We start from the raw sequence: 19601 nt of genomic DNA, 5'->3' as shown, positions 1-19601 counted from the left end.
GTCCGCCACTACTGGTGACAGCCGCCCGCCACTGTGTATGCTGGCCGGCGCCGCGAACCGTTGCCTGGCCCTGCCCCGCTGCCAACCGGGCCACTCGCCGCCGCCCTTCGCGATCAGGCCACGATCGAGCCCACCGTAGCGGACTCCCAGCCCCATGCCCGTTGACCTGCAAGCACTCTACCCCAAGCTGATCCACCTGATGCTGGACACCGTGTTCGTGGTCGACCGGGACAACACCATCGTGTTCGTCAGCAATGCCTGCGAAACCTTGCTGGGCTATCGCGCCGACGAACTCACCGGCACCCCGATCACCCGCTACATGCACCCGGACGACCTGGAGGCGACCCGCGCCTCGATCATCCGCATCATGAACGGCCAGGCCCATTTCGATTTCCGTAACCGCTACATCCGCAAGGATGGCGCGGTGGTGCACATCTTGTGGGCGGCGTTCTGGTCCGACGAGGTGGGTGCGCGGATCGGCGTGGCGCGCAACGTGACCGCCCTGACCCAGGCCGAGCAGGAGCTGCGCTTCCTCGCCCATCACGACCCGCTGACCCGGCTGTGCAACCGCTCGCTGTTCAACGACCGCCTGGCTACGGCGCTGCACCAGCAGCGCCCACTGGCGTTGCTGTTCCTGGATATCAACGACTTCAAGGGCATCAACGATGTACACGGGCATGCGGCGGGCGACCGCGTGCTGTGCACGATAGCCCGGCGCCTGGAAGCCTGCGTGGCGGCCACCGACACGGTGGCGCGCATGGGCGGCGACGAGTTCACCGTGTTGCTGCCGGATATCTCGTCGCCCGCTGCGGTTGCCGAGCAGATCGCGCAGATCCTTGCCGCCATGGCCGAGCCGCTGGGCCCGGAGTTCGGCGATATCGGCATGCCCAGCTGCAGCATCGGCGTGGCCTGCTACCCCGAAGACGGCGAGGACGCCGACACCCTGCTCAGCCGCGCCGACGACGACATGTACCAGCAGAAACGCCGGCGCCGCGCGGCGGGCTGAGGCAAGGGCACCGCTGGGTTCACACGCTGCGGGTCAAACCACCATCGACCTTGATGTTCTGCCCGGTGATGTAGGCCGCGCCGTCACTGGCCAGGAAGGCAATGGTGGCGGCGATTTCCTCGCTGGTGCCGTAGCGCTTCATCGGCACCATGTCGCGGCGCTGCTCGGTTTTCGGCAGGCTGTCGATCCAGCCCGGCAGCACGTTGTTGATGCGCACGTTGTCGGCCGCGTAGGTGTCGGCGAAGACCTTGCTGAACGCCGCCAGCCCCGAGCGGAACACCGCCGAGGTGGGGAACATGTCGCTGGGTTCGAAGGCCCAGGCGGTGGAGATATTGATGATCACCCCGCCCTGCTGGCGCTGCATGATCGGCGTCACCAGCCGCGCCGGGCGGATCACGTTGAGCAGGTACACCTCCATGCCCTTGTGCCAGTCGTCGTCGCTGATCTCCAGGATCGGTGCACGCGGGCCGTGGCCGGCGCTGTTGACCAGCACATCCACCCGGCCCCACTTGGCCATGACCGCGTCGACCAGGCGCTGCAGGTCTTCGACAGACTGGTTGCTGCCGGTCACGCCGATACCGCCCAGCTCTTCGGCCAGCGCCTCGCCCTTGCCCGACGACGACAGGATGCCGACCTTGAAGCCGTCGGCGGCCAGGCGCCGGGCCGCGGCCGCGCCCATGCCGCTGCCACCGGCGGTGATGATTGCCACTTTCTGTACTGACATGCTGCCTCCTGGATTGAACAAAAACATGAAGGTTTGAGGGCGCCAGGCTTGCATGGCCTGCGCTGGCGTCTTCGCCTGTAGGAGCGGCCTTGTGCCGCGAAAGGGCTGCGCAGCAGCCCCGGCGATTTCAGCATTTGCGCTCAAATCCTGGGGCCGCTCTGCGGCCCGTTCGCGGCACAAGGCCGCTCCTACAGGGACCGAGTGACGCCGGGGAACCTGTGCAAGACAGTAGCCCCCATGACACCCACTCACCCTAGCAGCCATCACGCCTTCGAGGGAGGCAGCCAGGCGCTGCACAGACAGTAGCTCAGCTATCGCCTGCCCGCTGTTTCAGCCACGCCTTGACCACTGCCAGCGCAGCAGGCTGCTGCGCCTTGCGCGGCCACACCAGGTAGAACGCTTTATCCAGCCGTAGCTGCTGGGGGAACACCTGCTCCAGCCTGCCGGCGGCGATATCGTCCTGGACGAAGGCGTGGCTGGCCAGGGCGATGCCCTGCCCGCCCGCCGCCGCTTCGATGGCCAGCGAGGTCTGGTTGAAGCGCAGGTTGCGCGCCGTCCCCGGCCCCTGCCCGGGGAACAGCGCCGCCGTGAACGCGGGCCAGAAGTCATGGGCATCGTGAAGCGCAACAAACGCCTGTAGCGCCGCAAAGTTTTGCGGCGCGCCCTTCTCCGCCAGCAGCTGTGGGCTGGCCACCGCCACCAGCCTCTGCTCCATCAGCAGTTCGGCATTGAGCCCCGCGCCGAACGGTGGCTGGCCATAGCGCACGGCCAGGTCGACGCCATCGGTTTGGAAGTGCGAGAGCCGGTCGCTGGCCAACAGGCGCAGGTCGATGTCCGGGTTGCTCTCGGCAAAATCGCCGAGCCTGGGGATCAGCCATTTCGCGGCGAAGCTCGGTGTCACGCTGACCGTGAGCTGCGAAGGCTGCGGGCGCAGCAGCCGGGTCGCCTCGTCGATCATCGCCAATGCGCCACGCACGCTGGTGCTGTAGGCGCGCCCGGCGTCGGTGAGGCCCAGGCCACGGGGCAGGCGCTCGAACAGGCGGATGTTCAGGCTGGCCTCCAGGCCACGGATCTGCTGGGCCACTGCCGCCTGGGTGACGCCCAGCTCCTCGGCGGCGAGGCGGAAGTTCAGGTGGCGGGCGACCACCTCGAACATGCGCAGGGCGTTGAGTGAAGGCAGCGAGGGGAACGCGGCGGGCATGGCGGTAGGAATTCTATTGGCTACGGAGTGCAGGCCAGTGTGCCAAGGGTTTCCGGCCTTGGCTATAAAAGCGACCGTGCCCAGAACTTTTTCCGTTTTGCCGGTCTATCTGCACAAGCCGCAAGCGAAACGCTGACGCGGTCGGCTGGCCACACCTTCAACTGTCCTTCAGAGGCTGTCTTCACCCATGAAACTACCTACCCCACGCATGCTGCTCCTTGGCCTGTTCGCCCTTGTGGCAGTGGGCTCGGCGAACGCTTCGCCAATGAAGACTTCCAGCCCTGTGCCTGTCACCGAAGCGGTGACTGCCCAGGCCCCGGCGGCCGCCAACCCGTGGCCGAGCCTGGCCAGCATGGTCGCCGAGCAGCCCGCGACGCTGCTGGCCCATGACGACCGCTACTACCGTGATGACCGCTGGCATGACCGCCGCGAAGACTGGCGCCGCGAGCAATGGCGCAAGGAGCAGTGGCGCCGTGAGCAATACCGCCGCGAAATGGAACGGCGGCACAACTGGGAGCGCTATCACGACCGCGCCCGCCAGGACCGCTACTACGATGACCGTCGCTACTATCGCCGCTGACCGACCTGCCCCACCCCATCCATGGGCGCGGGCAGGTGCAACACCACCTGCGCCTCCTTGACCACATCCAACCGCAACAGGGTCGAAGCCCCCAGCCCGTCGAGCAACTGGCTCAACGGGCCGCCGTGGCGCACCAGTTTCACGCCCCGGGGTAGCAGGCGCTGGGCGAAGGACAGCGGATTGGTCAACACCTGGGTCTGCTGCCATTGCCCGTCGACCTGGTGGACCATGGTCGTCGTGCCCATCCTCGATTGCGACGCCACCGAGCGCAACACGGGCAACGGCGCTTGCAGGCTCAAGTCCGGCCTGCCGTCGGCAGCGGCGATCCGCGCCTGCACGCGGGTGCCGATATCCACTTCGATCGCTGCGCGCCACTTGGGCAACTGATAGCCCAGCACCCCACGCACCCGGGCGATCTCGGTGTTGACCGGCAGCGCCAGCACATGTGCGAAGAAGCTGCGCCGCCGCATCGCATCCAGCAACTCCAGCGCCTGGGACCCTCGGGCGCCAGGGCGGCGCACGACGATGGCCACGGACACCTCGTCGTAGGGGTCGTTATCGCACACCGCATAGGTAAAGAAATTCAGCGCCACCAAGCCGTACCCCGGGAACGGGCTCAAGGGTTCGAGGGCCACCGGCAGGCTCGCCCGCAGGCGCCCAAGGGGGGCCAGGTACAGCAGCTGGATGCTGCCGGAGCGGTAGTAGAAATTCGGCGCCCAGACCGGCCCGACCCTCGATGCCACAAGCTGCTTGGGGATGCGCCGGAAGAACGCGATGTCGCCGGCGGCCGGGTCGCGTGCGACCTGGTCAAGGTCCGGGTTCATGCGGAAGCGGTCGTAATAACCCCCTTCCAGCACCTCGACCTGCTGCGTGCCGAACTCGACCTGGGTGTATCGCCTTTGCATAGCTGCTTGCCCTTTCTCGATGAATGACCCGCCGGATAGCCCGGGGGACGGGCTGATAGCCAGCCCGTGTCGGCCACCTTAAGGTTCAACTCAACTTCAAGGTCAAGCGTTCATCCAAGACTCATTTCGTAACCCTCTGAGCCTTGGCTTCGCCTGCGCTTTCCTCGCGCAGGCGCTCCAGCACCCGCTGGGTATTGTCATCGCAGGGCATGCCCTCGGGCCGGTTCTCGATGCTGTCGATGGCGATCAACAGCTGCGCCCTGCTCTGCGCCAGGCGCTGCTGCATGGCCTCGATCTCGGCCACCTTGCGCTTGAGACCGTCGAGCAGGCCGTCTTTGCGCCAGGCATTGGGCCCCACCGGCAGCAGGTGGCGAATCTCCTCCAGTGAAAAGCCCGCGCGCTGGGCACCGGTGATGATCTCCAGGACCCACACCGCCTCTGGCCCGTAGTCGCGGTAACCATTGGCCCGGCGCTCGACCGCCTTGATCAGCCCGCTGGCCTCGTAGAAGCGAATACGTGACGCCGCCAGGCCGCTGCGCTTGGCCAGTTCACCGATTTTCATCACACACCTCGCTGCTTGGGTTCAACGGACGATGGCATCGCCCGAGGCACGTTATCCCACAAAAACTGTTGACCTTAAAGTTGCCTTTAAGCTTAAGGTCAAGCCACTCCCCCCACGAGGCCCCTGCAATGAACGTGTTTGCCCCGCTCACCCTGCCCAATGGTTCGCTGGTGCCGAACCGTATCGCCAAGGCCGCCATGGAAGAAAACATGGCTCAGGTCGACCAGGCTCCCTCCAAGCGCCTGATGCGCCTGTACCAGGCCTGGGCCGACGGTGGCGCCGGCCTGCTGATCACCGGCAACGTGATGATCGACAGCCGCGCCATGACCGGCCCCGGCGGCGTGGTGCTGGAGAACGACGCGCAACTGGAGCCTTTCAAACGCTGGGCGCGGATCGGCCGCTCGCGGGGCGCGCAGTTCTGGCTACAGATCAACCACCCGGGGCGGCAGATGCAGGCCAACCTCGGCCAGCAGACCTGGGCACCCTCGGCCGTGCCGCTGGAGCTGGGCAGCATGTCCAGACACTTCGCCGCCCCACGGGCGATGACCGCGCCCATCATCGCCGAGGTGATCGCCCGCTTCGCCCGTACCGCGCAACTGGCCGAACAGGCCGGTTTCACCGGCGTCGAGATCCACGCCGCCCACGGCTACCTGCTCAGCCAGTTCCTCTCCCCGCTGAGCAACACCCGCACCGATGAATGGGGCGGCCCGCTGGAAAACCGCGCACGCCTGTTGCTGGAGGTGGTGAAGGCGGTGCGCAAAGTGGTATCGCCCGGCTTCGCGGTAGCGGTCAAGCTCAACTCCGCCGACTTCCAGCGCGGCGGCTTCAGCGCCGAAGACGCACGCCAGGTGGTGGCGCTGCTCAACGGCCAGGGCGTCGACCTGATCGAGCTGTCCGGCGGCAGCTACGAAGCCCCGGCCATGCAAGGCGACGCCCGCGACGGGCGCACCCTCGCCCGCGAGGCCTACTTCCTCGACTTCGCCCGCGACATCCGCCAGGTCGCGCAGATGCCGCTGATGGTCACCGGCGGCATACGCCGCCTGCCCGTCGCCGAAGAGGTGGTGGCCAGTGGCGTGGAGATGGTCGGCATCGGCTCGGCGCTGGCCATCGCCCCGAGCCTGCCCAACGACTGGCAGCAGGGCCTCGACCCGGCACCGCAGCTGCGGCCGATCACCTGGAAGAACAAGGCATTGGCCTCGCTGGCCAACATGGCGGCAGTGAAGTTCCAGCTGCGCCGCCTGAGCCTTGGGCGGGCGCCGGATCCACAGGTGTCGCCGTTGCGGGCGCTGGTGCTGCAGCAATTGGCCAATGCGCTGCGCACGCGGCAGTATCGGCGCTGGATGCGAGCGGTGAGCAAGCATGAGGGGTACCCGGGGACGGTTTGAGTGCTCACCCTGGAACAGCGTTGCACCCTACCGGCGAATACTGTTCACTCCCTGCAACACGCCATTGCCGCAGCCGGGATCATCCTGCGCGCAGGCTGGCCACTGCATAGGGACATGACATGCGCACACGAACACTCCTCGCGGCAATCGGCACCGCATTTTCGATTTCGGCGGCATCAGCCACGCAACCGGCACCCGGCATCCAGCCGCGCATTTCGGTGGCCGTCGAAGGCGCAGGGCCAGACGTCATCTTGATTCCAGGCCTGGCCTCGTCCCGCGAAGTCTGGGCTGATTTGGCCGCCAAGTTGCGCCAGCACCACCGCCTGCATCTTGTGCAAGCTGCAGGCTTCGCCGGCTCACCCGCCGTTCCCAGCGTGGACGGCCAGGTAGCCGCACCCTTGGCCGAGGCCGTCGCCAACTACATTCGCAACGAACGCATCGAAGCACCGGCTGTGATCGGTCACTCGCTGGGCGGCGAGGTGGCGCTGATGCTCGGCGCGCGGCATCCCGATCAGGTGGGTCGCCTGATGGTCGTGGATGCGCTGCCCTTCTACACCTTGCTGATCGACCCCAGCGCGACCCGCGAGACGGCCGGGCCACAAGCCGCCGCGCTACGCGAAGCGATGCTGGCGGCGCCGGTGGAACAGGCTGAAACCCTGCAAAGCGCCACCGTCGCTCGCCTGGTCAAGACTGAAGGGGCCAGGCCTGCTGTGATCGCGGCGGCGCTCCACTCGGATCGAACGACTGTGGCCAATGCCGTGCATGAACTGATGACCACCGACTTGCGAGCGGAACTTGATCAGATCCAGGCACCGATGAAGGTCGTCTATGCCTATGACCCCCTCTATGGCGTACCCGCTTCCAATGTTGATGCCCTGTTCGGTACAGCCTATGCCTCGGCAGCGAATGTCAGCTTCAAGCGTATCGACGGCAGCTTTCATTTCATCATGCTGGACCAGCCGGAGGTGTTTGCCGGGGCTGTAATGGAGTTTCTGGCGCAGTGAGGCTGTGGCCACGGCTACGGCAAGGGGTAAATACAGGGGCTTTGGCTACTCGATCAGCTCGACGTAATCAGACTCCCCTCCTCCCGTGGCACCGGCTAACCAACCCCAGACGAAGTGCAGGGTCGTGCGGCCTGCTGGATCAACGCCCACCGTGCCTCGGGACCAGCCGGCCAGCAGCTCACCTTCGGTGGTCAGGCACTGGAACAGAAGCGCGATGATATCGGGGCCCGTTACGCGACCTACCTGGTTGCCCGTACGGATCCGCCCGCCTTGGTAGGTGCTGTTGATGGCGCCTTCGTCGACCGAATAATGGAAGACCGTGCCGGCACCCGATAGCCCTTGTGTGTTGCTGGCTACCGAGAACCGACGGTTGTTCAGGCGTGCTTCGATCCAGGAAACATCAGCGTCCGGTTTTGACGTGTCGTGCATGGCGAGATCCATTTCAGAAACGCCTACCTTAGCCCAGGCGACGTTGAGTGCTCTAGCTGAAGCTTGCTTTCGCGGCACAAGGCCGCTCCTACCCCGACCGCGCCAGCCACTGACAACAGGCCCCACACGGACACAGTGTAGGAGCGGCCTCGTGCCGCGATGGGCCGCCAAGCGGCCCCCTAAACAGCATGACAGCAATGGGTATGCGTTTCGTCAGGCTGTGGGCTGCGACACCGCATTGACCCCCGCAAGCGTCGCAAAGGAAATGTCCTTTGCCGTGAGCAGAAAATCACTCATGTAAGGCACTTCGAGCATGTCAGTGCGCACCGCCGCGAACAGCGTGGCATGCAAGCCGCGCTCGCCCAGGCGCTTGGCAATGACGTAACCACGGGAGCTGTACTCATGCACCGCCCAGTTGGGCAGGCAGCAAACGCCACGGCCGCTGGCCACCAGCTGCATCATCATCACGGTCATTTCTGCGGTGCGCACCTGGGCCGGCTCGAGGTCGGCCGGGTCGAAGAAGCGGGTGAAGATGTCCAGGCGGTTACGCTCGATCGGGTAAGTGATCAGGGTCTGGCTGGCGATGTCGGCAGGTTGCACATACGGCTTTTCGCGCAGGGCATGATGCTTGTCGATGGCCAGCAGTGCCTCGTAGCCAAACAGCGGCACGTAGGTGATACCTGGGAGGTCCACCGGGTCGGAGGTGACCACGAGGTCGAGGTCCCCCCGCTCCAGGGCCGGCAGCGGTGCGAACGACAACCCCGACGCCAGGTCCAGCTCAACCTCTGGCCAGGCGCTGCGGAACTCGTCCAGTGAAGGCATCAGCCACTGGTAGCAGCTGTGGCATTCGATCGCGATGAACAAGCGGTCGGCCGTGCCGCCAGCCAGCTTGCTCAGGTTGCGCTCGGTGGTGCGGATCAGTGGCAGCACCTGGTCAGCCAGTTGCAGCAGCTTGAGGCCGGCGGTGGTGAAGCGCACCGGCTTGGATTTGCGCACGAACACCGGCATGCCCAGGCGATTTTCCAGCTCGCGGAACTGGTGCGACAGTGCCGACTGTGTGAGGTGCAGGCGCTCGGCAGCCTCGGGCAGGCTGTCCGTTTCGCGCAGGGCGTTGAGTGTACGCAGGTGTCTCAAGTCGATCATGAGCAGAAGGCAAACCCTCAAGCCGCGCTGGGCGCTGCGAGGTTGCAATAGTTTCCTTTGAAGTACAGCAAGGGTTGCGCAGCCGTGGAGTCATGCAGCCGCAAGGCTTTCACTTCACCGATCACGATCAGGTGATCACCGGCCGCGTGCTCGGCGTGGATCTGGCAATCAAGCCAGTGCAGGCTGCCGGCAATCACCGGGTTACCCAACGGCGACGCCTGCCACTCCACGCCATGCCACTTGTCCGTGCCTTTGCGGGCGAACTGGTTGGACAGCCCGACTTGCTCCTGCGAGAGGATATTGACCGCGAAGCGACCTGCCTGGCGAATGCCGGGATAGCTGGCCGAGCTGGACATCACGCTGAAGGACACCAGTGGCGGGCTCATCGACACGCTGTGGAACGACTGGCAGGTGAAGCCAATCGGCACGCCATCGATGAGTGAGGTGATCACCGTGATCCCGGATGCATAGTGCCCGAGCGCTTCACGAAAACTCACGGGTTCGATAGCCGTAGTGGAAAGTGACATGGTGGGTCCTGACCTTTGGCAGCCTTTAACGGGCCGCGAGTTCTCTGCGCACGATGTCTGCGCCTGCACTCAAGGCACTCAGCTTGCCGCGGGCTACCTGACGCGGTAAGGGCGCCATGCCACAGTTGGTGCACGGGTACAGTTTGTCGGCATCCACGAATTGCAGTGCCTTGCGCAGGGTATTGGCGACTTCCTCGGGTGTTTCAATGGCGTGGTTCGCCACGTCAATGGCACCCACCATCACTTTTTTACCGCGGATGAGTTCAATCAGGTCCATGGGCACATGGGAGTTGTGGCATTCCAGCGAGATGATATCGATGCTGGACTTTTGCAGTTTGGGGAAAGCTTCTTCATATTGCCGCCACTCCGCCCCCAGGGTCTTTTTCCAGTCGGTATTGGCTTTGATACCGTAGCCGTAGCAAATATGGACGGCCGTTTCACACTTGAGGCCCTCAATGGCCCGTTCCAAGGTGGCTACCCCCCAGTCATTCACCTCGTCGAAGAACACATTGAATGCCGGTTCATCGAACTGAATGATGTCGACACCGGCAGCCTCCAGTTCCCTGGCTTCCTGGTTGAGAATCTTGGCAAATTCCCAGGCCAGTTTTTCGCGGCTTTTATAGTGGCTGTCATACAGCGTATCGATCATGGTCATGGGGCCTGGCAGCGCCCACTTAATCGGCTGGTTGGTTTGCTGACGCAAGAACTTGGCATCTTCAACGAACACCGGCTTTTGCCGCGCAACCGCACCCACCACCGTCGGTACGCTGGCATCATAGCGATCACGGATCCTGACGGTTTCACGCTTCTCGAAATCAACGCCGCTGAGGTGCTCGATAAAGGTAGTTACAAAGTGTTGGCGCGTTTGCTCGCCATCACTGACGATATCGATGCCGGCGTGCTGCTGCTCCTGCAATGACAAGCGCAAGGCATCCTGCTTGCCTTCGACCAATGCCTGATCGTGCAACTTCCAAGGTGACCAAAGTGTCTCGGGTTGAGCCAGCCAGGAGGGTTTAGGCAAACTACCGGCCGTCGACGTGGGTAACGGTTTTTTCATGAACAAATGACCTTGTTTATCCGGTTGATCAGGCAGCGTAGTGGGCGGACCACTGCGCGAGCATCGCGTGGTGAGGTTTGATGAAGTGCTCTTCGACATACCGCCCCTGCTCGATGGCCAGGCGGCTGCGCTCCTCTCGGTCATAGACGATGCGGGTCAGCGAATAGTCCTCGTGCTGGAGGCTGGGCTGGTAGGTTTTGCCTGCAACCGAATTCGCATTGTAAATTTCGGGCCGGTAGATTTTCTGGAAGGTGTCCATCGTGCTGATGGTGCTGATCAACTCGAGGTTGCTGTAGTCACCGAGCAAATCGCCGGCAAAATAGAACGCCAACGGCGCCACACTGTTCGGCGGCATGAAGTAACGCACCTTCAGGCCCATTTTTGCGAAGTAGTCATCCGTCAATGAATATTCATTCTGTTGATATTCAAAGCCCAGCACCGGGTGCTGGTTTTCGGTGCGATGGTAGGTTTTGCTGCTGGAAACACTCAGGCAGATCACGGGCGGCTTGCCGAAGTGTTCCTGATAAGCGCTTGAACTCACGAAACGCTTGAACAGCTTGCCATGCAGCTCGCCAAAGTGTTCTGGCGTACTGAACGTCGACTGACCTTTATTGTGCCCCAGGAGCAACACGCTAAAATCGTAATCACGCACGTAGGAAGAAAAGTTATTCCCCACCATGCCGGCGATGCGTTCGCCGGTTTTTCGATCGACGATCTGTGTTTTCAATAGTTCGATCAGCGGCAGGCCGCTGTCGCTGCTGCCAGCAGCGATCGTCATCTCGACCGAAATAATTTCAAGCTCGACGCTGTAACGATCCCCTTCGGGATTATCCCAGTGCGCCAAGGCATTGAAGCGGTTATCAATCATCCTCAAGGTATTGCGCAAATTCTGCTGGCGACTCGCCCCCCTCGCCAAGTTGGCGAAGTTGGTCGTGATGCGGGTATTTTCAGCGGGATGATAATGTTCATCGAAGCCGATGCGCTTGATGGAAAATTCGAAATCCGTGCTCGTCATGTTTGGGGCCCCACTCGAATATTCATAGTCACTACAATTGATATGTATTTTATGTGGCGGTGCTGAACGAGTGGAACTGAATTGAATTCACAAACCCTTTAGTCATGTTCATAACCGGTGCGCTGACAACGCGAACGCAGTGTGCAGCCCCGCGAGTGGCAACCGCCTGAGCGAGCCTGGGCAAGCTCAATGCGAGCAATGGGGTAGCGAAGCGCGGCAGCATGGGGCAACTCCTGTCGAACAGTGCGCGGCACAGGCGCACGGACAGGCATCACCAAGCCCCGTGCAGGCACGGGACAGCACCCTGGGCAGGGCAAAGGATGGCCATCCCGGACACCCCGCCGGTTGGTGAATGTTTGCCGGCAGGTCTCCTGACTGGTGCGTCATGGCCTGGCTCCAACCTTCCCGGATCTTGTCCAGTGGCGTTTCAGGAGCAGGCTCGGCACCTACAGTTGCGGGGGCAGTTCCGTTTGGCTCACGTGCTGGCGAGCGACGGATTCCCTATTAATTCCGTGATGGAAACCGGCGGGCGGCATGGTAGAGCATCAGGCTGGCGAGGGAAAGACGGCGTTGGGGCAAAAACGCTTCGCGCCCTCCTGCGTTCTTGTCGCCACTCAATCCGCCACATATGATACTAAGTCTCATTTGCATAAGTCTGTGACCACCCATGGCCTCCGTCGACACCGCTCAGCTGACTGCTCTGTACGAACAGCAACACCGCTGGTTGCGTAGCTGGCTGTATCGGCAGTTGAGCTGCCCACACCGCGCCGCGGATATGATGCAGGACACGTTCATGCGCCTGCTGGCCAGCAACGAGGCACTTGAAGTCCGCCAGCCGCGACCGTTTCTGGCCAAGGTGGCGCGCAGCGTCCTGTCCAATCACTACCGCCGCGCACGTTTGGAAAAAGCCTATCTGGAGGCGCTGCAGCGCGAAGACGAAAGCGTGCTGCCGGATCTGGCGACCCAATTGATCATTTTCGAAACGTTGGTTCGGCTCGACCAGGCACTCTGCGAGTTGGATATCGCCGTCAAGCAAGCCTTCCTCTGGTCGCAACTCGATGGCCTGAGCCACGGGGAAATTGCCGAGCGCCTGGGCATTTCGATCGCCACCGTCAAACGCCATATCGTCAAGGCGGGTGCGAAGTGCATGCTGGTGACGGAAGCACTCTGATGGCCCTCAGCACAAACGCCCGGACACGAGAACCCTCGCCATCACCGAAAATGTGTGAGGAGGCGATGGCGTGGTGGCTCGACATGCAGGAAGCCAGTTTCGACTCACCAGCACAGGCCGCTCTCACAGCCTGGCGCAAGGCACACCCCCTGCATGAGGTGGCCTGGGGCAAGGCCTTGGCGCTGGGGGAGCAGCTCGATTCATTGCGCACCCACGGCGACCCAGACCTTGCCCGTCAGGCCCTGCTGCTTGCCCCTCAGGAAGGCTTGAGCAGAAGACGGGCAATCAAGGGCCTGGCCTTGCTGCTGAGCGCCAGCGCGGGTGCATGGATGGCCCGGGACAGCGAGATGGTGGCGCGCATCAGCGCCGATTACGCCACGGGCGTTGGCGAGCAGCGACGTATCGCGCTGGCCAGCGACTTGTCGATTGAACTCAATACCCGCAGCGCGATGAATGCTCGCCAGGCAGATCATCGCTGGCACCTGCGGTTGCGCAGCGGCGAGGTATTGATCGATACGGCTTCCAATCAAACGCTGTTCATCGAGACCGCCCAGGTTCGGGCGCAGGCGGCTTCGGCGCATTTCACGGTGCGCCAGTTCGACAATGGCTCAACCCACTTGGCGGTCTATCGGGGTTCGCTTCAGGTAAACCCGGCACAAGCCCGCACGGGGGCTTCCCTGCAAGCCGGGCAGCAGGCCCGTTTCGGGCCGCTCGGAATGCTCGACCAGGGCGCACTGCAAGCCTACGCGCCGGCCTGGGCCGAAGGCATGATCGTCGCCAACGGCCAGCCACTCCAGGCGTTCCTCGATGAACTGGGTCGCTATCGCCATGGGCACCTTGGGTGCGATGCCGCCTTGGCCAACCTGCAGGTATGGGGCAGCTACCCGCTGGCAGACAGCGATCGAATCATCGATGCCGTTGCCCAGACGCTGAAACTGGATGTGCAACGTTTCACTCGGCTGTGGGTCAACCTGCGCCCCTTGCCGGCCAACGTTTGAATTTTTTTCGCCGTCGATGAGCCGTTCTGCTTTCTGGTGAGACTCATAGAGCAAACATCAAGATCATCGGGGCCACCACATGCAAGACCGCAGCATTGCGCTATCCCACCCAACCTCGCTACTGACCGCCCTCGGCTGCGCCGCAGCGGTCCTTGCCGCCAGCGCCTCCCCCGTGTGGGCGGCCGCCGAACAGAACGTGCAGCGCTTCGACATCCCTGCGGCGCCATTGGGCACTGCGCTCACCCGCCTGGGCCAGCAGGCTCACTTGTTGCTGTCGTTCCCCGATGAATTGATCACCGGGCAAAGCAGCCAAGGGCTGCAGGGTGACTTCACCGTCGACGAGGCGCTGCGGGCGCTGCTTGCGGGTAGCCAACTGGTTGCAGTCCGCCAGCCGGATGGGCGCTACGTCATTGAGCGGGCGCAGGTTTCAGGCGCCCTGGAGCTGCAGAGCATTTCGATTTCCGGCAAGGCGCCCGGCTCGACCACCGAGGGCACCGGGCTCTATACCACCTACTCGTCCAGCAGCTCGACCCGCCTGAACCTGACCCCCAAGGAAACCCCGCAGTCGCTGACCGTCATGACCCGCCAGCGCCTGGATGACCAGCGCCTGACCAACCTCAGCGACACCCTCGATGCCACCCCCGGCATCATCGTGCTGCGCGATGGCCAGGGTGCGGAATCCGACGGCTACTTCTCGCGCGGGTTCGAGATCCAGAACTTCGAAATTGACGGTGTGCCCACCGTCAAGCGCATGGACAACTACACCCAGAGCATGGCCATGTATGACCGCGTGGAAGTGGTACGCGGGGCAACCGGCCTGATCAGCGGCCTGGGCAGCCCTTCAGCGACCATCAACCTGATCCGCAAGCGCCCCACCGCCGAGGGCCAGGCCAGCGTCAGCGCCGAGGCCGGTAACTGGGATCGCTATGGCACCGGTTTCGATGTATCCGGCCCGCTGACCGAAACCGGCAACGTGCGCGGTCGGCTGGTCGCCGACTTCAAGACCGAGCAGTCCTGGATCGACCGTTACAAGCAGGACTCGCAACTGATCTACGGCATCACCGAATTCGACCTGACTGAGGACACCCTGCTGACCATGGGTTTCAGTTACCAGCGCACCGATGTCGATGCCCCCATGCGCTCCGGCCTGCCCACCCGTTTCACCGACGGCTCGCGCGCCAACCTCAAGCGCTCGCTCAATTCGGCGCAAACCTGGTCCTACAACGACCATGAGCAAACCAGCTTTTTCACCTCGATCGAACAGCAGTTCGCCAATGGCTGGAGCGGCAAGGTCGAACTCACCCACACCGAGAACAAATTCGACGAGGTGTTCAACTACGTCAACGGCGGCCTCAACCCGGACGGCAGTGGCACCACTCAGTTGCCCGTGCGCTTCTCGGGCATCCCGCGCCAGAACAACATCGATGCCTACCTGACCGGCCCGTTCAGCGTGCTGGGCCGCGAGCACGAAGTGATCGCTGGCGTGACCTTGTCCCACTATTACGAGAGCGTGCCCAGTTACGGCGGCTGGAAATACGACTATTCAGGCTCGCCCGCGGGCGCCATCGACAACCTGTTCAACTGGAATGGCGGCTCGGCGAAACCGCAATTCAATGTCACCGGCAAATCCACCACCGACGAAACCCAGTACGCCGCCTACCTGGCCACACGCCTGCACGCCACCGATGACTTGAGCATCTTGTTGGGCAGCCGCGTGGTCGACTGGCATCGCGATATCGAAGACAAACCCTATGACGCTGCGCACACCAAGACCAAGGAATCGGAAACCGGCGTCTACATTCCGTATGCCGGCGTGGTGTACGACGTCAACGACACCTGGTCGCTGTATGCCAGCTATACGAAAATCTTCAACCCGCAGTCATCCTGGGTTCGCGACATCAACAACAAACCGCTGGACCCTATGGAAGGCACCGGCTATGAAGTCGGCATCAAGGGCAGCCACTTCGACGGCAAGCTGAACTCCAGCGTCGCGCTGTTCAAGATCGAGCAGGACAACCTGGCGATCTGGATCGACACCCCGGGCGGCAACACTTACAAGTCCGAACAAGGCACCACCACCAAAGGTGTCGAATTCACCCTGGACGGCGAACTGGCCGAGGGCTGGCAGGCATCCGCAGGTTACGCCTACGCGGTCAGCACCGACGCAGACGATCAGCGCATCGTCACCACGTTGCCGCGCCACAGCCTCAAGACCTTCACCAGCTATCGCCTGCCAGGGATTCTGGACAAGGTCACCCTTGGCGGCGGTGTGAACTGGCAGAGCAAAACCGGTGCCGACCTGCACACCTTCACCCAGGGCAGCTACGCCGTTACCAACCTGTTGGCGCGCTACGACTTCAACCAGCACCTGAGTGCGTCGATCAACCTGAACAACGTGTTCGACCGCGAATACCTCAGCTATGCCGGCGACCACGGCATGTACGGCGCGCCTCGCAACATCATGACGGGGATCAAGTACAACTTCTGAGCCGCGTAGGCGCTGGTGCGGTCACTGGGTTCATCAATATCAAAGACCGTCGCGAAACCTGTGGGAGCGGGCTTGCCCGCGAACACGGGCGAAGCCCGTGCCATCCAGCGCGTTGCCTGCTTCGCGGCGGTTCGGTACCCCGACAAACCCGCTCCCACAAGCTCCCTGCCGACCGCGTTGGGCTGGAAGGAGACTGTGTCGATCGACGGTAATCGACCCGTAGTGGCCAGTCGTATGTATACCTGAGGCTAGACACCGGTGATCGCTTCTTGCATTGGCCGTACGTGGGTGGTTGACTCATGAATACCAAGGACAATCACGCTGATCACTTCGGCGTTAAGACGGGCCAATGACCATTGAACATGATGTGGAAATCTTGAGCGCACTCACTCGAATCATGCACGATTCTGCGGGTGGTCAGTACGACGAAATGCGGTGTGAATTTGAATATGAAGACTACGAGGATGGCTGGTCTGTAGGCTCAAAATTTTCATTCGTGCGGGGCGATATCTCCCATAGCGAGTTGTTGGACGACCCGGGCGGTACTACAAATGACCTCGTACGTGAGCTCCACAAAAAGATGAAGATGCACACCGGTGGCGATTGGCAAAAGCTGATACTTTTCATCGACAACAATGGCAAGGCAAACGCAAAATTTGTCTATTAATAACCGGTGTACATGTGGCGATAACTGACTGAGTTCAGCATCAACACATTCAAGCTTGCCAAGACCTTCGGCGCTTTCGTTTTCCATGCGGGAGCCTCTGGTGGTCCTTCACTTCTGGTCGCCGATAAACCAGCAACCAGCAGCATCACGTCATGTTCGCATTCGGCACGGGCCTCAGGGAGCGGATAGAACCGCCTCCTAAGGCTGCATTCCTCATGCGGATCGCAAAGCCCTTCGCCTAGTGCAGCGTGGATACCTGCCGGTGTACGTTCAATTGCACCTGCGCCAGCGCCGACTCCAACAGCGAGCGGGTAGCATCAAGCTCGTGCACCACGGTCAGCAGCATCATAGTGGCGGGTGATTTGGGCAGTGTGCTGAAGGCATGGAGGGCGACGGCCAGGGTGTCTTCGAGGGCGTAAGGGGAGTCGGCGATTTGGGGTGGATCGGGGACGATCTTGAGCATGGTGAATCCTCTTTTGCATCGGATTTAAGCCACCACGCCACCCTTGCAATGAATGGGGTGGCGGCTACGTACGGGTCTGCAAGACCGGTGCAAAAGAGAAAACCGGCAGGCCCAAGGGCCTCCCGTACGCAGCCGCCATAACGCATCGATCAGGGCAGGCTGATCCATCGGCAGTGCTTCAAATTTGCTGACGGACTTGCAGGTCCGGCCGTTGGTTTCGCAACGGCCCGGCGAGAGTAGTCGCCACTGCCTGGGTGCAAAAGCGGGCTAAGGATGCTTCGGAAATGGACTACCTGAAATAGGGAAACTCCGATTCAGTCCTGTAGGACGCAACAGTGCGTCAGTCACTTAGCTGCCGGGCACTCAATCCACGATGAACAGCTTGGCCCCGATGGATGTGGATGACCGATGCGCCTCGGCGTTGTCGGCAACCTGATAGCTCATGCCAGCCTTCAACGTAAAGCGCCTGCCATCGTCCAGTTCGGTGTCCAGCTGGCCCTCCAGGCACAGCAGGATATGGCCCTTGCTGCACCAATGATCGGCCACGTAGCCAGCGCTGTACTCCACCTGGCGCACGCGGATGCTGCCGAACTGGCAGGTGCGCCAGTACGCAGTGCCCACCTCGCCGGGGTGGGCGACAGGTTCGATCTGCGACCAGTCGGTGGTACCAAAGGGGATGGCGGTCAGCTGCATGTTCGACTCCTATGGATGAGAGGCTCGAACTTACCGCCGCGCCGTACTCATCGATAGATACAGACCGGCCGCATTTGCTTCATACAGCCGACGAGCGCTGCGGCCCCAGCGCCTGCCCCTGCCTCGCCTGAAACACCCAATACAACACCCCACCCAGCACCAGCCCGGCGATCCAGCTGATATCCACGCCCAGCCACCGGGCGATATCCCCTTCGTAGAACGACAGCTTCATGAACGGCACCGTGCCCAGCACCGAGGCGGCGTACACGCCCAGGGTCACCTTGTTCCAGCGCCCGTAGCACCCACCCGCATCATAGAAATCGTCGACGTGGTAGGCGCCGCGGCGCACCAGGTAGTAGTCCACCAGGTTGATCGCGCTCCAGGGGATCAGCAGGTACAGCTGGCCGATCAGGATGTCGGCGAAGAAGGTGTCGAAGTGGTGCTGGGTGCCCATGGCGATCAGGCAGGCGAGCCCCGCGAGCACCGCCATCACCAGGGCCTTGGTGGCCGGGCGCACCCGTTGCAACTTGGCGAAGCCGCTGTAGATGGTGGTGGTCGACATGTAGGCGCTGTACAGGCACAGCACGTTGTACTGCACCACGCCGAGCACGATCACCACCAGCGCCACCTGGGCCCAGGGGCCGAACAGGCTGGCGATGGCGTTCCCGGGGTCCAGCTTCAGGACGCCGGGCAACACGGCCGCCAGCAGCGCGCCGAGGGCCATCATGCCCAGCGAGCCGAGGGCGCAGCCGAAGTAGGTGGTCCAGAAGGTGTCGCGGGTGCGCACATTGGCCGGCAGGTAGCGCGAGTAGTCGGCGACGTAAGGGCCGTAGCCGAGGGTCCAGGAGGCGGCCTGGGCGATCACCAGGTTGAACAGCGGCATGGAGAAGCCACCGCCTGCGGTGGCGAAGCTTGTGGGGGCGTCGGCGTGCAGCAGGATCAGCAGCAAGGCCGTGCCGAACACCAGGCTGGAGAGCAGGGTCATCCAGGCGCCGAGGCGGTGGATGAGCTCGTAGCCGACGGCGCCGATGGCGAAGGTGGCGACGCTTATCAGAGCGATGGCCTGGTTGTCGCTGACCGGCAGCAGGGCCTTGAGGCTGTCGCGCATCAGTACGCCGCTGGCAGCCATGAACAGCACGGCGGCGGTGACCATCACCAGCAGTGGGACGGCGGCGCCGAGCACACCGAACTGGGCGCGGCTCTGGATCATCTGCGGCACGCCCAGCTGCGGGCCCTGGGCGGAGTGGGCGGCCATGAACACGGTGCCGACCAGGCTGCCGAGCAGCAGCGCCAGCAGGGTCCAGCCCAGGCTCAGGCCGGAGGCCACACCCAGGGTGCCGATCATCAGGGCGGTGACTTGCAGGTTGGCGCTGAACCAGACGGTGAACAGCCGGCGGGGGGTGCCGTAGCGTTCGGCGTGGGGGACGAATTCGATGCTGCGTTGTTCGAGTTTCACCGTTGGGGCCCTCGTTGTTGTTATTGGGGTCCGTGCTTGGACTGAGAATGCCGGGGCCGCTTTGCGGCCCATTCGCTGGCAAGCCAGCTCCCACAGGTTCTGTGCATGTCTTGAGCACGGCGCCGGT

At 62.8% G+C, this 19601-nt stretch carries 20 protein-coding genes and 1 riboswitch; of the genes, 8 read left to right on the top strand and 12 right to left on the bottom strand.

Annotated features, from left to right (window positions below; genetic code table 11):
* Positions 1-154: 154 nt before the first annotated feature.
* Entirely contained in the window at positions 155-1006 is an 852-nt protein-coding gene (locus tag L6D77_RS10835) for a sensor domain-containing diguanylate cyclase (RefSeq protein ID WP_232884190.1), read from the top strand.
* A 19-nt stretch (positions 1007-1025) separates the two neighbouring features.
* Here the strand turns inward: L6D77_RS10835 and L6D77_RS10830 are convergent, their stop codons facing one another.
* Entirely contained in the window at positions 1026-1730 is a 705-nt protein-coding gene (locus L6D77_RS10830; protein ID WP_232884189.1) for an SDR family oxidoreductase, read from the bottom strand.
* Positions 1731-2037: 307 nt separating this feature from the next.
* Entirely contained in the window at positions 2038-2931 is an 894-nt protein-coding gene (locus L6D77_RS10825) for a LysR substrate-binding domain-containing protein (protein WP_232884188.1), read from the bottom strand.
* A gap of 187 nt (positions 2932-3118) precedes the next feature.
* Here L6D77_RS10825 and L6D77_RS10820 point away from each other — a divergent pair, with 187 nt between their 5' ends.
* Complete coding sequence (locus L6D77_RS10820; RefSeq protein ID WP_232884187.1) at positions 3119-3511, top strand: hypothetical protein; 393 nt, start codon at positions 3119-3121, stop codon at positions 3509-3511.
* Here the strand turns inward: L6D77_RS10820 and L6D77_RS10815 are convergent.
* On the bottom strand, positions 3499-4416 hold the full coding sequence (locus L6D77_RS10815) for an acetoacetate decarboxylase (protein WP_232884186.1): 918 nt from the start codon (positions 4414-4416) through the stop codon (positions 3499-3501). The two genes, L6D77_RS10820 and L6D77_RS10815, sit on opposite strands and share 13 nt — an antisense overlap.
* Positions 4417-4537: 121 nt before the next feature.
* Positions 4538-4978, bottom strand: coding sequence for a MerR family transcriptional regulator (locus tag L6D77_RS10810; protein WP_232884185.1), 441 nt, complete (start codon positions 4976-4978; stop codon positions 4538-4540).
* 128 nt (positions 4979-5106) lie between these two features.
* On the opposite strand from L6D77_RS10810, the gene L6D77_RS10805 reads away from it, so the two are divergent.
* On the top strand, positions 5107-6363 hold the full coding sequence (locus L6D77_RS10805; RefSeq protein ID WP_232884184.1) for an NADH:flavin oxidoreductase/NADH oxidase family protein: 1257 nt from the start codon (positions 5107-5109) through the stop codon (positions 6361-6363).
* A 119-nt stretch (positions 6364-6482) separates the two neighbouring features.
* Positions 6483-7367, top strand: a complete 885-nt coding sequence (locus tag L6D77_RS10800; RefSeq protein ID WP_232884183.1) for an alpha/beta fold hydrolase — start codon at positions 6483-6485, stop codon at positions 7365-7367.
* Between the two features lie 45 nt (positions 7368-7412).
* Here the strand turns inward: L6D77_RS10800 and L6D77_RS10795 are convergent, their stop codons facing one another.
* The 5 genes from L6D77_RS10795 to L6D77_RS10775 all read right to left on the bottom strand — a co-directional run bounded on the left by L6D77_RS10795 (position 7413) and on the right by L6D77_RS10775 (position 11538).
* Positions 7413-7808, bottom strand: coding sequence for an avidin-fold protein (locus tag L6D77_RS10795; RefSeq protein WP_232884182.1), 396 nt, complete (start codon positions 7806-7808; stop codon positions 7413-7415).
* 201 nt (positions 7809-8009) lie between these two features.
* Complete coding sequence (locus L6D77_RS10790) at positions 8010-8939, bottom strand: LysR family transcriptional regulator (RefSeq protein ID WP_232884181.1); 930 nt, start codon at positions 8937-8939, stop codon at positions 8010-8012.
* Between the two features lie 17 nt (positions 8940-8956).
* Positions 8957-9466, bottom strand: coding sequence for a flavin reductase family protein (locus L6D77_RS10785; protein WP_232884180.1), 510 nt, complete (start codon positions 9464-9466; stop codon positions 8957-8959).
* Between the two features lie 25 nt (positions 9467-9491).
* Positions 9492-10523 carry a methionine synthase gene (locus L6D77_RS10780; protein WP_232884179.1) on the bottom strand — a complete coding sequence of 344 codons (1032 nt, stop codon included), beginning with the start codon at positions 10521-10523 and terminating at the stop codon, positions 9492-9494.
* 28 nt (positions 10524-10551) lie between these two features.
* Positions 10552-11538: a DUF1852 domain-containing protein gene (locus L6D77_RS10775; RefSeq protein WP_232884178.1), complete on the bottom strand. Its 987-nt coding sequence runs from the start codon at positions 11536-11538 to the stop codon at positions 10552-10554.
* A 344-nt stretch (positions 11539-11882) separates the two neighbouring features.
* A riboswitch (cobalamin riboswitch) is annotated at positions 11883-12080 on the bottom strand.
* Positions 12081-12205: 125 nt separating this feature from the next.
* Between L6D77_RS10775 and L6D77_RS10770 the strand changes: the two genes are divergently transcribed.
* The 4 genes from L6D77_RS10770 to L6D77_RS10755 all read left to right on the top strand — a co-directional run bounded on the left by L6D77_RS10770 (position 12206) and on the right by L6D77_RS10755 (position 16862).
* On the top strand, positions 12206-12709 hold the full coding sequence (locus L6D77_RS10770; protein WP_232884177.1) for a sigma-70 family RNA polymerase sigma factor: 504 nt from the start codon (positions 12206-12208) through the stop codon (positions 12707-12709).
* Positions 12709-13707, top strand: a complete 999-nt coding sequence (locus tag L6D77_RS10765; RefSeq protein ID WP_309295653.1) for a FecR domain-containing protein — start codon at positions 12709-12711, stop codon at positions 13705-13707. Before L6D77_RS10770 ends, L6D77_RS10765 begins: the two co-directional genes overlap by 1 nt.
* A gap of 79 nt (positions 13708-13786) precedes the next feature.
* Complete coding sequence (locus tag L6D77_RS10760; RefSeq protein ID WP_232884175.1) at positions 13787-16195, top strand: TonB-dependent siderophore receptor; 2409 nt, start codon at positions 13787-13789, stop codon at positions 16193-16195.
* A gap of 349 nt (positions 16196-16544) precedes the next feature.
* Positions 16545-16862: a hypothetical protein gene (locus tag L6D77_RS10755; protein ID WP_232884174.1), complete on the top strand. Its 318-nt coding sequence runs from the start codon at positions 16545-16547 to the stop codon at positions 16860-16862.
* Positions 16863-17100: 238 nt separating this feature from the next.
* Here the strand turns inward: L6D77_RS10755 and L6D77_RS10750 are convergent, their stop codons facing one another.
* The 3 genes from L6D77_RS10750 to L6D77_RS10740 form a co-directional block, all read right to left on the bottom strand.
* Positions 17101-17325: a hypothetical protein gene (locus L6D77_RS10750; RefSeq protein WP_232884173.1), complete on the bottom strand. Its 225-nt coding sequence runs from the start codon at positions 17323-17325 to the stop codon at positions 17101-17103.
* 363 nt (positions 17326-17688) lie between these two features.
* On the bottom strand, positions 17689-18018 hold the full coding sequence (locus tag L6D77_RS10745; protein WP_232884172.1) for a DHCW motif cupin fold protein: 330 nt from the start codon (positions 18016-18018) through the stop codon (positions 17689-17691).
* 79 nt (positions 18019-18097) lie between these two features.
* Positions 18098-19474: a purine-cytosine permease family protein gene (locus L6D77_RS10740; protein WP_232884171.1), complete on the bottom strand. Its 1377-nt coding sequence runs from the start codon at positions 19472-19474 to the stop codon at positions 18098-18100.
* Between the last annotated feature and the right edge of the window lie 127 nt (positions 19475-19601).

The sequence above is a fragment of the Pseudomonas parasichuanensis genome, assembly GCF_021601385.1.
Classification (GTDB): domain Bacteria; phylum Pseudomonadota; class Gammaproteobacteria; order Pseudomonadales; family Pseudomonadaceae; genus Aquipseudomonas; species Aquipseudomonas parasichuanensis.
This window is presented reverse-complemented; position numbering and strand designations above follow the sequence as displayed.

What these genes read in the sequence shown, in the direction of transcription:
- L6D77_RS10835 (WP_232884190.1), top strand. Translation starts at nt 155, where the DNA reads ATGCCCGTTGACCTGCAAGCACTCTACCCCAAGCTGATCCACCTGATG.
- L6D77_RS10760 (WP_232884175.1), top strand. Translation starts at nt 13,787, where the DNA reads ATGCAAGACCGCAGCATTGCGCTATCCCACCCAACCTCGCTACTGACC.
- L6D77_RS10745 (WP_232884172.1), bottom strand. Translation starts at nt 18,018, where the DNA reads ATGCAGCTGACCGCCATCCCCTTTGGTACCACCGACTGGTCGCAGATC.
- L6D77_RS10825 (WP_232884188.1), bottom strand. Translation starts at nt 2,931, where the DNA reads ATGCCCGCCGCGTTCCCCTCGCTGCCTTCACTCAACGCCCTGCGCATG.
- L6D77_RS10775 (WP_232884178.1), bottom strand. Translation starts at nt 11,538, where the DNA reads ATGACGAGCACGGATTTCGAATTTTCCATCAAGCGCATCGGCTTCGAT.
- L6D77_RS10795 (WP_232884182.1), bottom strand. Translation starts at nt 7,808, where the DNA reads ATGGATCTCGCCATGCACGACACGTCAAAACCGGACGCTGATGTTTCC.
- L6D77_RS10805 (WP_232884184.1), top strand. Translation starts at nt 5,107, where the DNA reads ATGAACGTGTTTGCCCCGCTCACCCTGCCCAATGGTTCGCTGGTGCCG.
- L6D77_RS10750 (WP_232884173.1), bottom strand. Translation starts at nt 17,325, where the DNA reads ATGCTCAAGATCGTCCCCGATCCACCCCAAATCGCCGACTCCCCTTAC.
- L6D77_RS10810 (WP_232884185.1), bottom strand. Translation starts at nt 4,978, where the DNA reads ATGAAAATCGGTGAACTGGCCAAGCGCAGCGGCCTGGCGGCGTCACGT.
- L6D77_RS10785 (WP_232884180.1), bottom strand. Translation starts at nt 9,466, where the DNA reads ATGTCACTTTCCACTACGGCTATCGAACCCGTGAGTTTTCGTGAAGCG.
- L6D77_RS10770 (WP_232884177.1), top strand. Translation starts at nt 12,206, where the DNA reads ATGGCCTCCGTCGACACCGCTCAGCTGACTGCTCTGTACGAACAGCAA.
- L6D77_RS10780 (WP_232884179.1), bottom strand. Translation starts at nt 10,523, where the DNA reads ATGAAAAAACCGTTACCCACGTCGACGGCCGGTAGTTTGCCTAAACCC.
- L6D77_RS10830 (WP_232884189.1), bottom strand. Translation starts at nt 1,730, where the DNA reads ATGTCAGTACAGAAAGTGGCAATCATCACCGCCGGTGGCAGCGGCATG.
- L6D77_RS10800 (WP_232884183.1), top strand. Translation starts at nt 6,483, where the DNA reads ATGCGCACACGAACACTCCTCGCGGCAATCGGCACCGCATTTTCGATT.
- L6D77_RS10815 (WP_232884186.1), bottom strand. Translation starts at nt 4,416, where the DNA reads ATGCAAAGGCGATACACCCAGGTCGAGTTCGGCACGCAGCAGGTCGAG.
- L6D77_RS10765 (WP_309295653.1), top strand. Translation starts at nt 12,709, where the DNA reads ATGGCCCTCAGCACAAACGCCCGGACACGAGAACCCTCGCCATCACCG.
- L6D77_RS10755 (WP_232884174.1), top strand. Translation starts at nt 16,545, where the DNA reads ATGACCATTGAACATGATGTGGAAATCTTGAGCGCACTCACTCGAATC.
- L6D77_RS10820 (WP_232884187.1), top strand. Translation starts at nt 3,119, where the DNA reads ATGAAACTACCTACCCCACGCATGCTGCTCCTTGGCCTGTTCGCCCTT.
- L6D77_RS10790 (WP_232884181.1), bottom strand. Translation starts at nt 8,939, where the DNA reads ATGATCGACTTGAGACACCTGCGTACACTCAACGCCCTGCGCGAAACG.